This window comes from Variovorax sp. UC122_21 (genome assembly GCF_044056785.1).
In the GTDB taxonomy this organism is placed as follows: Bacteria; Pseudomonadota; Gammaproteobacteria; order Burkholderiales; family Burkholderiaceae_C; genus Variovorax.
On the sequence record NZ_CP172004.1, the window covers coordinates 85,644 to 99,587 of the forward strand.

Consider the following 13,944-nt stretch of genomic DNA (forward strand, 5'->3'; position numbering starts at 1 on the left):
GCTGGGTCGGCGGGCGCCGCGCGCCTCAACCAAACACGGCCCTCCACAGCGCCAGCATCGCCTCGCGCTGCATGGCCAGCGCGGGCGGCGTCACCTGCGTGGGTTCCTCGTTGAGGCGTGCGCGGTGCTGCACGCGCCGCAGCTCGCGGTAGGCCGCGGCCGCATTGCGGCCCACGCCCGCGGGCAGCAGGCCGGCGTCTTCGGCGCGGATCAGCAGCGCGATGTTGCCGAGGTTGGGGATCAGCTCCGGATGCGCGCCCGAGGCCGACAGCACCAGGAACTGCACCGCGAACTCGGCATCGACCATGCCGCCGGGGCTGTGCTTGACGTCGAAGCGGTCGGCCTTCACGGGCCGCGCGCCGCGCAGCTTGTCGCGCATCGCGATGATCTCGGCCTTCAGCGCCTCGCGGTTGCGCGGCGCCACCAGCACCGCCTCGCGCACCTGGTCGAAGCGCGCGCCCAGCTCGGCGCCGTGGTCCTCGCTGCCGAGCACGAAGCGCGCGCGCGTCATGGCCTGGTGTTCCCAGGTCCAGGCGGTGTTGCTGCCGCGGCCGAGCTGGTACTTCTCGTAGGCCTCGAAGCTGGTGGTCAGGAGGCCCGAGTTGCCGTTGGGCCGCAGCGCGGTGTCGATCTCGAACAGGTCGCCCTCGCGCGTCTTCACCGTGAGCCAGTTGATGAGCTTGCGCACGTAGGCCGCGTAGACCTCGCCGGCGCGCTCGTCGTCGTCGTCGTAGACGAACACGATGTCGAGGTCGCTGCCGTAGCCCAGTTCTTTGCCGCCCAGCTTGCCGTAGCCGATGATCGCGAACTGCGCCACCTCGCGGTGCCGGTTGCGCACGTGCGGCCAGCACCAGCGGGCGGTCACGCGCAAGGTGGTGTCGGCCAGCGCGCTCAGGTCGTCGGCCACCTGCTCGACGGTGATGCGGCCGTCCACGTCGCGCGCCAGGGTGCGGAACACCTCGGCATGGTGCGCGTGGCGCAGCAGGTTCAGCAGGCGCTCCTCGTCGGCCTCGCCGGTGCGGCTCAGCGAGGCATGGCGCGCCTCGAGCTCGCGCTCGAACTCGGCGGCCACGAAGCGGCCCGAGAGCATCTCGTCGCTGGCCAGCTCGTCGATCACGCCCGGATGCTGCATCAGGTAGCGCGCCGGCCAGCGCGCCGAGCCCAGCAGGCGCAGCAGCCGTTCCTGCACCGCGGGCCGTTCGACCAGCAGCGCGAGGTAGCTCTCGCGGCGCAGCAGCGGCTCGATCCAGTCGGCCCAGCGCAGCGCGGCCTCGACAGGGTGAGTGGTCTGGCCCTGGCCGTCGCCGTCGGGTTCGCGCAGCCACTGGCCGGTGCGCTGCACCAGCTGGCGCAAGCGCGCACGCGTTTCGTCGCGCAGCGCCATCATGCGCGGCGTCTCGCACCAGTCCTTGATGCGCTCGGCGAAGGCCGGCGGCAGCTCGTCGAGCAGGTCCGACAGCTCGGCCGGCGCGGCCGCCTTGCGCGCGCCGCTGCACTTGCCGTTGCAGGGCTTGTCGCCGCCCAGCAGCTTGTCGAACTCCTGCGCGACGAATTCGCGGTGGGTGTCGAGCTGGGCCAGGAACGGGCAGCAGTCGGCATAGCCGAGCGTCTGCGCGATCCAGCGCAGGTCCTCGTCGGCCACGGGCAGCGCATGGGTCTGCTGGTCGTCGAGGTACTGGATGCGGTGCTCGACCCGGCGCAGGAACTCGTAGGCCGCGGCCAGCGTGTCGGCGGTTTCCTGCGGCATCAGGCCGGCGCGCGCGAGCCGCTGCAGCGCATCGAGCGTGGGCCGGGTGCGCAGCTCGGGGAACTGGCCGCCGCGCACCACCTGCAGCAGCTGCACGGTGAACTCGATCTCGCGGATGCCGCCGCGCGAGAGCTTCACGTCGTTCGCGCGCTCGGGCCGGCCGGCGCTGCGGCGCGCCGACTGCTCGCGGATCTGGCGGTGCAGCACGCGCAGCGAATCGAACACGCTGTAGTCGAGGTAGCGGCGGAACACGAAGGGCAGCACCGCGCCGCGCAGGCCCTGGGCCTGGCCCTGCGCGACCACCTCGGTGGGTGCGACCACGCGGCTCTTCATCCAGGCGAAGCGCTCCCATTCGCGGCCCTGCACCTGGAAATACTCCTCCAGCGCATCGAGCGAGACCACGGGCGGCCCCGAGTTGCCGTTGGGCCGCAGCGCCAGGTCGACGCGGAACACGAAGCCGTGCTCGGTGGTGTCGCCCACCAGCGCGTAGATGCGCTTCACGGCGCGCGCGAAGTACTCCTGGTTCGCGAGCTTGCCGCGGCCCTGCGGGTCGCCGGTGGTGTCGCCGTCCTGGTCGTAGAGGTAGATGAGGTCGATGTCGCTCGACACGTTGAGCTCGCGCGCGCCGAGCTTGCCCATGCCCACGATCCACAGCTGCGAGCGCTGGCCGTCGGCGCCCAGCGGCGCGCCGTGCGCCGCGTCGAGTTCGGCGCAGGCCTCGCGGCAGGCGGTGTCGAGCGCGAACTCGGCGAGCTCGGTGACCGCGGTGGTCACCACGGCCAACGGGGCCTGGCGATCGCAGTCGAGTGTGACAAGGCGTTCCATCACCAACTGCCGCACGATGCGCAGGGCATCGCCCACGCCGTCGCCGCGCGCGCGCAGTGCCTCGTAGGCCTGCGTCATCGATGCGCGGCGCGGCTCCCCCTCGGGCAGCAGCGCGAGCTCGCCCGCATAGCGGCGGCGCAGGCGCTGCACGAAGCGCGAATAGGAGGACAACGCGGGCTTGTCCGCGTCGGGGGCTCGTCGATGCTGTAGCTGACAACTGATTCAAACTGGTGCTGGTTTCGGCGGAACCCGCCCCGATGGTGGCGGTCATAATTCCCGGCACAGCGCGATCCTCAATGAACGACACGGCGTCTTCCCCTTCACGTCTGCTCAAGATCACCGCTGTGACGGCGCGCTGGCTCCTGGGTCTTCTCGTGGCTGCGTGGCTTCTCCTGGCCCTGGCAGTCGTGGTCCTGCACGCGTGGATTGTGCCGCGAATCGGCGATTACCGTGGTGCGCTGGAGGCGCAGGCCAGCAAGGCGATCGGGGTGCCGGTGCGCATCGGTTCGATCACGGCCCGCTCGGGCAGCCTGTTCCCCGCCTTCGAGCTGCGCGACGTGGTGCTGCAGGACGCGCAGCAGCGCGAGGCGCTGCGCCTCGTGCGCGTGGTGGCCAGCGTCTCGCCGCGCTCGTTGTGGCGCTTCAATTTCGAGCAGCTCTACATCGAGGGCCCGGCGCTCGACGTGCGCCGCGACACTCAGGGAAAACTCCATGTCGCGGGCCTGCACATGTCGACCGATACGACCGGAGAGACCCGCGCCGCCGACTGGTTTTTCGCGCAGCGCGAACTGGTGATCGAGGGCGGCACGGTGCGCTGGACCGACGAGCAGCGTCAGGCCGAGCCGCTGATGCTGACCGACGTGCGCTTCGTGGCGCGCAACGGCGGCCGCCGCCATGGCCTGCGTCTCGATGCCACGCCGCCGGCCGGCTGGGGCGACCGCTTCACGCTGCGCGGCGAGTTCCGCCAGCCGCTGCTGTCGGTGCGCACCGGCCGCTGGCAGACCTGGGACGGCCAGATGTACGCCGACCTGCCCTACATCGACGTGACCCGGCTCGGGCGCTACGTGTCGATCGACGCGCGCATCCGCGAGGGCAACGGCGCGCTGCGGCTGTGGGCCGACGTGGACGAGGGCCAGATCGTCGGCGCCGCGGCCGACCTCGGGCTCGACCGCGTCGACGCCTCGCTCGGCCAGGGGCTGCAGCCGCTGGTGCTGCGCGCCGTCACGGGCCGGCTCGCGGGCCGGCTCACGGTCGACACGATGGAGTTCTCGACCACCGCGCTGCAGTTCGACACCGCCGACGGCCTGCGCTGGCCCGGCGGCAACCTCTGGCTGCAGCACACGCCGGCCAAGGGCCGCACGCCCGAGCACGGCGCGCTGCGCGCCGACCGGCTCGACCTCGCGGCGCTGGCGCTCATCGCCGACCGGCTGCCGCTCGGAGACGCCACCCACCGCGTGCTCGATGCCTACGGTCCGCGCGGACTGGTCGAGCGCATCGACCTGAACTGGCAGGGCTCGCTCGGCGCGCCCGACCGCTACCAGGCCAAGGGCCGCATCAGCGGGCTGCGCATCGCCTCGCAGGCTGGCGCGGCACCGGCGGAGACCCCTGCTGTCGCACCCACCACGCCCGCCACGCCCACCACGCCCACCACGCCCACCACGCCCACGGTCAAGCCGCCCGCCCAGACACCTTCCGCACCGTCGGCGAGCACCACGGCCGCCGCCACCCCGCCGCGCGTGCACCCCGGCACCCCCGGCCTCAGCGGCGCCACGCTCGACTTCGACGCCACCCACGCGGGCGGCACCGCCACGCTGGCGATCGCGCAGGGCGGGCTCGAATTCCCGGCGTGTTCGAGGAGCCCGCGATCCCGGTCGACCGGCTCTCGGCCCAGCTGCAGTGGAAGATCGACAACGGCAACACGCAGCTGCAGGTGTCGAAGCTGCGCTTCGCCAACGTCGATGCCGAGGGCGATGCAGAGGCCAGCTGGCGCACCAGCGACCCGGCCACCTCGAGCAGCAAGGCGCGCTTTCCCGGCGTGCTCGACCTGCGCGGCAAGCTGACCCGGGCCGACGGCACGCGGGTCTATCGCTACCTGCCGCTCGACATTCCGCAGCACACGCGCGACTACGTGCGCGACGCGGTCACCAAGGGCGTCGCGAGCAGCGTCGACTTCCGCGTGCGCGGCGACCTGCACGACATGCCCTTCATGGACCCGCGGCTCGGCGAGTTCCGCATCGCGGCCAGGGTGCAGGACGTGCACTACGCCTACGCGCCACCGCACGTGCCCGCGGCCGCCACGCCGGCGCCCGCTGCCGCGCGCGGCACCGCGGCCGCCCGCGTCGCCGCCGCGCCCAACCCGCCGACCGTCGCCCCGCCCGCCGCGCCCGGCGTGGCCCAGTGGCCCGCGATCACCGGCCTGTCGGGCGAACTGATCTTCGAGCGCGCCGGCATGCAGGTGCGCAACGCGCGCGGCCGGCTCGCGGGCGCCACCGCCATCGAGGTGTCGAAAGCCGAAGCGCAGATCCCCGACATGTCGCACCATGCCGCGCTGCTCAAGGTCGACGCACAGGCGCGCGGGCCGCTGGGCGAGCTGCTGCGCGTGGGCGCGCCGCTGGCCGGCGATGCCGGCGAGTTCCTGCGCGGCGTGCGCGCCAACGGCGTGGCCGACTACAAGCTGCACCTCGAGCTGCCGCTCGAGGCCATGGACAAGGCGAAGGTGCAGGCCAGCGTGGCCTTCGGCGACAACAACGAGGTGCAGCCGGTGCCCGAGGCGCCGCTGCTGACCCAGGCCAGGGGCACGCTGAACTTCACCGAGACCGGCTTCGCGCTGGCCGGCGTGCAGGCCCGGCTGCTCGGCGGCGACGTGCGCATCGACGGCCGCGGCCGCTACACCGGCCCGGCCGCGAGCCACGAGCTCGCGATCCGCGCGCAGGGCAGCGTCAGCGCCGAGGGCATGCGCGCCGCGCGCGAGGTCGACTGGCTCGCGCGGCTCGCGAAGAAGGCCACCGGCGCCACGCCCTACACCGCGAGCTTCTCGATGCGCGACGGTGCCTCCGAGTTCTCGGTGGCCAGCAGCCTGCAGGGCCTGGCGCTGCAGCTGCCCGCGCCGCTCGCGAAGAGCGCCGAGGAGCAGATGCCGCTGCGCATCGAGAAGAAGATCGTGCAGCGCGAGGCGCGCGCCGGCTCGGCGGGCAGCGCGGGCGCGGCCAGCGTCGCCACGCAGGACCAGATCGGGCTGGAGATCGGCCGCGTCGGCTCGGTGCAGTACGTGCGCGACATCTCTGGCAGCGAGCCGCGCGTGCTGCGCGGCGCCATCGCGGTCGGCCTCGCGGCCGGCGAGACCGCGAGCGTGCCCGAGCGCGGCGTGCTTGCCAACATCAACCTCGCGCGGCTCGACATGGCGGCCTGGCAGGCGGCCTTCGGCGAAGCCACCGGCGCGAGCGACGCCGATGTGCAGGCCGCGGCCGGCGACGAGGCCTCGCCCTACCTGCCCACGCGCATCGCGGTGCGCGCGCAGCAGCTCGGCGTGGCGGGCCGCACGCTGCACGAGGTGGTGCTCGGCGGCACGCGCGACGGCGCGCTGTGGCGCGCCAACATCGACGCCACCGAGCTCAGCGGCTATGCCGAGTACCGCCACGCCCAGGCCGGCCGGCTCTATGCGCGGCTCGCGCGGCTGAAGATCGCGCCGAGCGAGGCGCCCCAGGTCGAGGCCCTGCTCGACGAGCAGCCCGGCACCCTGCCCGCGCTCGACATCGTGATCGACGATTTCGAGCTGCTCGGCAAGCGCCTGGGCCGCGCCGAGATCGACGCGGTCAACCGCGGCGGCGTGGGCCGCGAATGGCTGCTCAACCGGCTGAGCTTCACCATGCCCGAGGCCAGCTTCGTGGCCAAGGGCACCTGGGCCGCGATCCCGGGCTCGGGCGGCGGCGGCCGCGCCGAGCAGCGCCGCACCGCCATGACCTTCCGGCTCGACATCAACGACGCCGGCGTCCTGCTCGGGCGCTTCGGCATGCCCGGCGTGCTGCGGCGCGGCAACGGCCGGCTCGAGGGCAACGTCGACTGGCGCGGCTCGCCGTTCTCCATCGACTACCCGAGCCTGGGCGGCCAGCTCGGCGTGAACGTCGAGTCGGGCCAGTTCCTCAAGGCCGACCCGGGCCTGGCCAAGCTGCTCGGCGTGCTGAGCCTGCAGGCGCTGCCGCGCCGGCTCACGCTCGACTTCCGCGACGTGTTCAGCCAGGGCTTCGCCTTCGACTTCATCCGCGGCGACGCGAAGATCGCCAACGGCACCGCGAGCACCAACAATCTGCAGATGAAGGGCGTGAACGCCGCTGCGCTGATGGACGGCTCGGCCGACATCGTCCACGAGACGCAGAACCTGCGCGTGGTGGTGGTGCCCGAGATCAACGCCGGCACCGCCGCGCTGGTGGCGACCGCGATCAACCCGGCCATCGGCCTCGGTACCTTCCTCGCGCAGTGGGTGCTGAGCAAGCCGCTGTCGAACGCGGCCACGCAGGAGTTCCAGATCGAGGGCACCTGGGCCGACCCCAAAATAGCGAAGGTGGCGCGCCCGCTGCTGCCCACGATGTCGAACAACCTGCCGCACCTGCCGGCCATCCCCAGCCTGCCGGGCATACCGGGGCTGCCGGCCGCGGGCGAGGGCAGGAGACCGGAGACCACGCAATGAAAGTCGCAGCCATCCAGATGGTGTCGGCCATCGCCCGCGAAGCCAACCTGGCCCGCGCGCACGACCTGCTCGCGCGGGCCGCCGCCGAGGGTGCCGAGCTCGCGGTGCTGCCCGAGTACTTCTGCATGATGGGCGCGCGCGACACCGACAAGCTGGCCTTGCGCGAGACCGCCGGCGCGGGCACGGTGCAGGGCTTCCTGGCCGACGCGGCGCGCGAGTTCGGCCTGTGGATCGTGGGCGGCACGCTGCCGATCGAGAGCCACGATGCCGACCACGTCTTCAACAGCTCGCTGGCGTTCTCGCCCGAGGGCAAGTGCGTGGCGCGCTACGACAAGATCCACCTGTTCTTCTTCGACAACGGCCGCGAACGCTTCGACGAGCGCCGCGTGATCGCGCCGGGCGCCGAGCCGGTGCTGTTCGAGCTGCCCTCGCGCGACGGCCATGCCTGGCGCATCGGCCTGAGCGTGTGCTACGACCTGCGCTTTCCCGAGCTCTACCGCGCGCTCTCGCGCCAGGGCGCCGACCTGCTGCTGGTGCCCAGCGCCTTCACCCACACCACGGGCGCCGCGCACTGGGAGGTGCTGCTGCGCGCGCGCGCCATCGAGAACCTGGCCTGGGTGGTCGCGCCCGCGCAGGGCGGCACGCACGAGAACGGCCGCCGCACCTGGGGCCAGTCGCTGATCGTCGATCCCTGGGGCACGGTGGTCGCGCAGCAGGCGAGCGAGGAGGGCGTGGTGCTGTTCGACATCGACACCGCCCAGCTCGAGCGCGCGCGCACGCAGCTGCCCGCGCTGTCGCACCGCATCCTGTAGGGCCGGGCGCGATGGCGGTGGATGCGTCCGATCTCGCGCCGCCGGAGCCGGCCTATGCGCCGCCACCGCTGCCGGTGCCGCCCTACCGCCGCCTCGTCGTCGGCTTCGCGCGCCTGCGCTCGCTGTGGCAGCGCTGGTTCCTCTGGCTGCTGCTCGCGATCCTGGTGCTGGCGCTGCTGGTCACCGTGGTCTGGCTTGCGGGCAAGCACGAGGTCGAGCAGGTGCAGGCCGCGCTCGACCGCGACACCGCCGATGCCGTGACCGACCTGCGCAGCGGCCTGCAGCGCAATGCCCAGAGCCTGCGCGCCACGCAGGCGCCCGGCCCCGACCGTTCGCACTGGCCCGAGGCCGCGGCCGCGCTGCTGCGCGAGCACCGCGAGTGGCTGCGGCTCGAATGGCGCGACGCGCAGCTGCGCGCGCTCGACGCGGTCGACACGCCCTACCGGCTGCACGTGCTCGATCCCGCGAGCCGCACGGCCGAGCAGTCCGACGTCTCGCTGGCCTGCGCCGCCGCGCGCAAGCTCGGCACGCCCGCCTACTCGCCGAGCCACTACGTGCCGCTGGGCGGCGGTGGCGGCATGGAGGTAATGGAGCTGTGCGTGCCGATGGACACCGGCGGCGGCTTCCTGGTGGCCAGCTACTCGCTGCGCGACACGCTGGCCGAGCTGGTCGGCCCCACGCTCACGCGCGGCCAGGAAGTGGCCTTCACCGAGACCGACGGCACCCGCCTCGTGGCCATCGGCACCGCGCGCCGCGTCGGCACGCGCGTGTTCACCGCGCAGCAGCTGATCGACCTGCCCGGCGCCGCGCTGATGTTGCGCGTGGACGGCTGGCGCGCCGCGCCCGACCTGTTCCCGAACGTGCTGACCGCGCTGGTCACGGCGATCTCGATCGCGCTGGTGTCGGTGCTGGTGCTGCTGGCGCGCGACACGCGGCGGCGCCTGCGCGCCGAGCGCGACCTCGCCGATTCGCTGGCCTTCCGCAAGGCGATGGAGGACTCGGTCATCACCGGCCTGCGCGCGCGCGACCTGCAGGGCCGCATCACCTACGTCAACCCGGCCTTCTGCGAGATGGTGGGCTTCAGCGCCGAGGAACTGATGGCGCGCGAGGCCAACGACGCGCCCTACTGGCCGACCGAGCTCGCGCACGAGTACCAGCAGCGCCAGGCGCGCCGGCTGGCCGGCGGCATGCCGCCGCGCGAGGGCTTCGAGTCGGTCTTCATGCGCAAGGACGGCACCCGCTTCCCGGTGCTGATCTTCGAGGCGCCGCTGCTCAACGCGCAGCGCGTGCAGACCGGCTGGATGAGCGCCTTCATCGACGTCAGCGAGCAGCGCCGCATCGAGGAGCTCTCGCGCGCCAGCCAGGAGCGGCTGCAGGCCAGCGCGCGGCTGGCCACCGTGGGCGAGATGGCCTCGCTGCTGAGCCACGAGCTCACCCAGCCGCTGGCCGCGATCGCCAGCTACGCCACCGGCTCGCTCAACATGCTCGGGCCCGACGCGCGCGGCGAGCAGGGCGAGGTGGCGATGGCGGTGCGCCGCATCGCCGAGCAGGCCGACCGCGCGGGCCAGGTGATCCGCAGCGTGCACGACTTCGTGCGCCGGCGCGACCGCACGCGCGAGGCGGTGGCGCCGCAGGCGCTGATCGATGCCGTGCTGCCGCTGGTGCGGCTGCAGGCGCGCAAGCTCGGCGTGATCATCGAGGTGGTGCTCGAGGACCGCCTGCCGGCCGCGATGTGCGACCGCACGCTGGTCGAGCAGGTGCTGCTGAACCTCGCGCGCAACGCGATGCAGGCGATGGACACGGCCGACAACATCGGCAACCGCGTGCTGCGGCTGCGCGTGGCGCGCGCGGTGGCGGTCGGCGGCAGCGGCGTCGACGATGCGCGGCGCTGGCTCGAGTTCTCGGTGGCCGACCTCGGCAGCGGCATCGGCGAGGAGGTCGCCGCGCGCCTGTTCACCCCCTTCTTCACCACCCGCGCCGATGGCATGGGGCTGGGCCTGAGCCTGTGCCGCACCGTGGTCGAGCAGCATGGCGGCGCGCTGATGTTCGAGCCGAATCGGCCGCGCGGCACCGTGTTCCGGTTTACCCTCCCGGCCGCGGCCTGATGCCGCCGTTCCCGACCCTTTTTTCGATTTTCTTCCCGACCGATATGCAACCGCTGATCGATGGCCTGATCTTCATCGTCGACGACGACGCCAGCGTGCGCGAGGCGCTGGCCTGGCTGCTGCGCTCGCGCCGCCTGGCGAGCGAGCACTACGGCAGCGCCGAGGCCTTCGAGCAGCGCCTGGCCGAGGGCCCGCTGCCCGAGCAGCCGCTGTGCCTGCTGCTCGACGTTCGCATGCCCGGCACCAGCGGGCTGGTGCTGTTCGACCGGCTGGTCGAGCGCGGCCTGCTCGCGGCCATGCCCGTGATCTTCCTGACCGGCCATGCCGACGTGCCGACCGCGGTCGACGCAGTGAAGCGCGGCGCCTTCGACTTCTGCGAGAAGCCTTTCTCGGACAACGCGCTGGTCGACCGCATCGAGCAGGCGCTGCTGCTGTCGCAGGACGCGCTCGAGGCGCGGCGCGCGCGCCGCGGGCTGTCCGACCGCATCGCCGAGCTGACCGAGCGCGAGCGCGACGTGATGCGGCTCGTGATCGAGGGGCTGCCCAACAAGCTGATCGCCGACCAGCTCGCGATCAGCGTGCGCACGGTGGAGGTCCATCGCGCGCGCGTGTTCGACAAGATGGAAGTGAAGTCGGCGGTCGAGCTCGCGAACAAGCTGCGCGGGCTCTGAGCGGCGCGTAAAAAAGCCCTCCGCGCGGGGAGGGCTGGCGATGCGCCGGTCGGGGCGGCGCTCAGGCCTTCTCGGCCACGAACAGTTCGACGCGGCGGTTCTGCGCGCGTCCCGCCACGGTGCCATTGTCGGCCACCGGCTCGCGCGAGCCGCGGCCGTCGGTGGTGACGGCGGTGGTCGACACGCCGCGGCCCACCAGGTGGTTGCGCACGCTGTCGGCGCGGCTCACCGAGAGGCGCTCGTTGCCTTCCTCGCTGCCGGTGTTGTCCGTGTGGCCGATCACGCGCACGCTGGCGGCGGTGGCGCTCTTCAGGCCATCGGCGACCTTGTCGAGCACCTGCGCCAGGTTGCGCTTGACGTTGGCGCGGCCGGTGTCGAACGACAGCTCGTTCGGGATCACGAGGTGCAGCTGGTTGTCGGCCGTCTGCTCGATCACCACGCCCGTGCCCTTGGTGGCGGCTTCCAGGTCGATCTTCAGCGTCGCCAGCCGCGCGGTCCAGCTGTTGGCGGCCGGAGCCTCGGTCTTGGCGGCGGGCGCGGCCCCGTCGGCCGGCGGCGTGGACGATTGCGAAGCGCAACCGGCGATGAACAACAGCACGGCCGCGGCCGCGCTCGAAACAACGAGCTTCCTCATGAATATTCCCTCGAATGAACCATTGGACAAGACGTGGATGTGGGCGCCGGTGGTCCGGCGCGCCTGCCTTCCCTGCAGGTGGTCGGCCGCCTCGGCGGCCGGCCGGTCGTCAGCCGCGCGGACCGCGCTCGCCGACGTAGATCTCGACGCGGCGGTTCTGTGCCCGGCCCGCGTCGCTGTTGTTGTCGGCGATCGGCTCGTGCGAGCCGCGGCCTTCGATGCGGAAGATGGCCGCGTTCACGCCGCGTGCCACCAGGTAGTCGCGCGTGCTCGCGGCACGGTCGACCGACAGCGGGTTGTTGATGGCGTCGGAGCCGGTGCTGTCGGTGTGGCCGATGATGCGCACCTCGGCGGCCGGGTTGTTGCGCAGGCCGCTGGCGAACTGGTCGAGCACCGGCGCGAAGTTGGGCTTGATGTTCGAGCGGCCCACGTCGAAGGAGACGTCGCTCGGGATCGCGAGCTTCAGCTCGTTGTTGGGGGTTTGCGTCACGGCCACGCCGGTGCCCTGCGTGGCGGCTTCCATCTGGCGCTTCTGCGCTTCCATGCGCTGCGACCACAGGTAGCCGCCGAGCGCGCCGGCCGCCGCGCCGACCACGGCACCGGTGCCGATCGCACCGCGGTTGCCGCCGGTGGCCGAGCCGATGACCGCGCCGCCCAGGGCGCCCGCGCCCGCGCCGATGGCGGTGTTGCGTTGCGTGTCGGACATGCCGCCGCCCGCGCAGCCCGCGAGAACGATGGCGAGCGAGGTGGTGGCGAGTACGAGTTTTTTCATGGCGATCCCTTTCGAGGTTGATTCAAGCGGGCACAGCTTAGCCTTGCGACGGCTGCGATGGTACGGCTTCCGAAGCCGCGCTGAAACACCCCAACCCTTGAAAAGCCCCGTGATTCCTCGCTGGATTGCTACCAAAGTAATAGCCGAGACGACCTTCTCCGACAGCGCGCGTCGACCCGGGACTGCACGACGAATTCACGGATGCGGCGGCGGGTCTTGTTCGTCCTTCGCGTCCCCCGTCCGGGGCTCGTCCTCCTCGTGCAGCTCGCCCTTCTTGCGGCCCGAGAACATGGTCCACCAGACGATGCCGATGAACAGGAGTCCGGCCGCGAGGGCTTCAAGCAAAATCAAACCCATGAGAAATGGACTCCAGTGGCTGGTTGGGCTCGCGATCGTAGCAACGCTGGCCGGCTGCTCCGTCGGGCCGCGCGTGCCCGACACCCCCCACCCGACCCCCCGTCGTGCAGCCGCCGCGCGACCTCGGCCCCCTCACCGGATCGATGACCCATCCCAAGAGCCGCTGGGTTCCCGTGGGCTGGGCCGAGCTGCCGGGCTTCGGCGAGGACCCGCTGCACGAGGCCTGGATCGCGCTGGTGGCGAACTGTTCGCGGCCCAATGCCGCCTTTGCGCCGTTGTGCCGCGACGTGCGCCAGCTCGCGATCGCGACCCTGGACGAGCAGCGCCAGTGGATGACGCAGCGGCTGCAGCCCTACCGCGTCGAATCGCTGGCCGGTTCGAGCGAGGGCAAGCTCACCAGCTACTACGAGCCGGTGTACGAGGCCTCGCGCGTGCCGACCGCGCAGTTCAACGTGCCGCTCTACCAAGTGCCGGCGGGCTTCGTGCCGCGCCGTCCCTGGTACACGCGCCAGGAGATCGAGACCCTGCCCGAGGCCCAGGCCGCGCTGCGCGGGCGCGAGATCGCCTGGATGGCCGACCCCATCGACGCGCTGATGCTGCACATCCAGGGTTCGGGCCGGCTGCGCCTGACCGAGCCCGACGGTTCGCAGCGCACCGTGCGCATGGCCTTCGCCGGCACCAACGAGCAGCCCTACCGCAGCGTGCAGCAGTGGCTGATGTCGCAGGGCGTGAGCCGGGTCAGCCGCTGGCCCGACGACACCAAGGCCTGGGTGGCGCAGAACCCGCAGCGCGTTTCGCAACTGCTGTGGAGCAACCCGCGCTACGTGTTCTTCCGCGAGGAGGATCTGAGCGAGGTCGACGCCGCCTTCGGCCCGCGCGGCGCCCAGGGCGTGCCGCTGACCGCGGGCCGCTCGATCGCGGTCGACCGCGAGAGCATTCCCTACGGCACGCCCGTGTGGCTGGCGTCGGCCGGCCCGTCGGCGCAGCTGCAGAAGCTGGTGGTGGCGCAGGACACCGGCAGCGCCATCGTGGGCGCGGTGCGCGCCGACTACTTCGCGGGCACCGGTGCCGATGCCGGGCGCTTCGCGGCGAGCATGAACCAGTCGCTGCGCCTGTGGGCGCTGTGGCCCAAGCAGCTGCCGCCGCCTTGAATCGCCGATCGAATCCACGAAGGGGGCTCGCAGCCCCCTTTTTCGTCCCGGCTGGCGCCGTCGCATGACGGCTTCGTGACAACCTCAAAAACGCGTATCGATTGAACCTGACCGGAGGCTGAGTAATTCACGGGACTGTCATCCGTTCTGCCTAACTTCGCGGGCTGGCTACTTTTCAACCCACGA

General features: G+C 72.2%; 7 protein-coding genes and 2 pseudogenes. 5 read left to right on the forward strand and 4 right to left on the reverse strand.

Annotation, left to right across the window (positions count from 1 at the left end):
* Nucleotides 1-25 precede the first annotated feature (25 nt).
* Nucleotides 26-2,743 carry a bifunctional [glutamate--ammonia ligase]-adenylyl-L-tyrosine phosphorylase/[glutamate--ammonia-ligase] adenylyltransferase gene (gene glnE / locus ACHMXE_RS12615; RefSeq protein WP_395349644.1) on the reverse strand — a complete coding sequence of 906 codons (2,718 nt, stop codon included), beginning with the start codon at nucleotides 2,741-2,743 and terminating at the stop codon, nucleotides 26-28.
* Between the two features lie 125 nt (nucleotides 2,744-2,868).
* Between glnE and ACHMXE_RS12620 the strand changes: the two are divergent.
* The 4 genes and pseudogenes from ACHMXE_RS12620 to ACHMXE_RS12635 all read left to right on the forward strand — a co-directional run bounded on the left by ACHMXE_RS12620 (nucleotide 2,869) and on the right by ACHMXE_RS12635 (nucleotide 10,844).
* Nucleotides 2,869-7,256, forward strand: a pseudogene (locus ACHMXE_RS12620) (YhdP family protein).
* On the forward strand, nucleotides 7,253-8,068 hold the full coding sequence (locus tag ACHMXE_RS12625; RefSeq protein ID WP_395349646.1) for a carbon-nitrogen hydrolase family protein: 816 nt from the start codon (nucleotides 7,253-7,255) through the stop codon (nucleotides 8,066-8,068). The pseudogene ACHMXE_RS12620 and the gene ACHMXE_RS12625 overlap by 4 nt, the downstream one beginning before the upstream one ends.
* Before the next feature lie 11 nt (nucleotides 8,069-8,079).
* On the forward strand, nucleotides 8,080-10,173 hold the full coding sequence (locus ACHMXE_RS12630) for a nitrogen regulation protein NR(II) (protein WP_395349647.1): 2,094 nt from the start codon (nucleotides 8,080-8,082) through the stop codon (nucleotides 10,171-10,173).
* 44 nt (nucleotides 10,174-10,217) lie between these two features.
* A complete protein-coding gene (locus ACHMXE_RS12635; protein ID WP_203203358.1) occupies nucleotides 10,218-10,844 on the forward strand; it encodes a response regulator transcription factor in 627 nt (208 codons plus the stop codon).
* A 61-nt stretch (nucleotides 10,845-10,905) separates the two neighbouring features.
* Here the strand turns inward: ACHMXE_RS12635 and ACHMXE_RS12640 are convergent, their stop codons facing one another.
* From ACHMXE_RS12640 to ACHMXE_RS12650, 3 genes are all read right to left on the reverse strand, one after another.
* Complete coding sequence (locus ACHMXE_RS12640) at nucleotides 10,906-11,478, reverse strand: OmpA family protein (protein ID WP_395349648.1); 573 nt, start codon at nucleotides 11,476-11,478, stop codon at nucleotides 10,906-10,908.
* A 109-nt stretch (nucleotides 11,479-11,587) separates the two neighbouring features.
* A complete protein-coding gene (locus tag ACHMXE_RS12645) occupies nucleotides 11,588-12,250 on the reverse strand; it encodes an OmpA family protein (RefSeq protein WP_057597447.1) in 663 nt (220 codons plus the stop codon).
* 195 nt (nucleotides 12,251-12,445) lie between these two features.
* Nucleotides 12,446-12,607 (reverse strand): hypothetical protein, encoded by a 162-nt coding sequence (locus tag ACHMXE_RS12650; RefSeq protein ID WP_203203356.1) that lies wholly within the window; start codon nucleotides 12,605-12,607, stop codon nucleotides 12,446-12,448.
* Between ACHMXE_RS12650 and ACHMXE_RS12655 the strand changes: the two are divergent.
* Nucleotides 12,606-13,758 (forward strand): annotated as a pseudogene (locus ACHMXE_RS12655) (murein transglycosylase A). The gene ACHMXE_RS12650 and the pseudogene ACHMXE_RS12655 sit on opposite strands and share 2 nt — an antisense overlap.
* The last annotated feature ends 186 nt before the right edge of the window (nucleotides 13,759-13,944 follow it).

Excerpts from the sequence above, each read along its gene's own strand:
- ACHMXE_RS12625 (WP_395349646.1), top strand. The coding sequence starts at position 7,253 with ATGAAAGTCGCAGCCATCCAGATGGTGTCGGCCATCGCCCGCGAAGCC.
- ACHMXE_RS12640 (WP_395349648.1), bottom strand. The coding sequence starts at position 11,478 with ATGAGGAAGCTCGTTGTTTCGAGCGCGGCCGCGGCCGTGCTGTTGTTC.
- ACHMXE_RS12650 (WP_203203356.1), bottom strand. The coding sequence starts at position 12,607 with ATGGGTTTGATTTTGCTTGAAGCCCTCGCGGCCGGACTCCTGTTCATC.
- ACHMXE_RS12630 (WP_395349647.1), top strand. The coding sequence starts at position 8,080 with ATGGCGGTGGATGCGTCCGATCTCGCGCCGCCGGAGCCGGCCTATGCG.
- ACHMXE_RS12645 (WP_057597447.1), bottom strand. The coding sequence starts at position 12,250 with ATGAAAAAACTCGTACTCGCCACCACCTCGCTCGCCATCGTTCTCGCG.
- ACHMXE_RS12635 (WP_203203358.1), top strand. The coding sequence starts at position 10,218 with ATGCAACCGCTGATCGATGGCCTGATCTTCATCGTCGACGACGACGCC.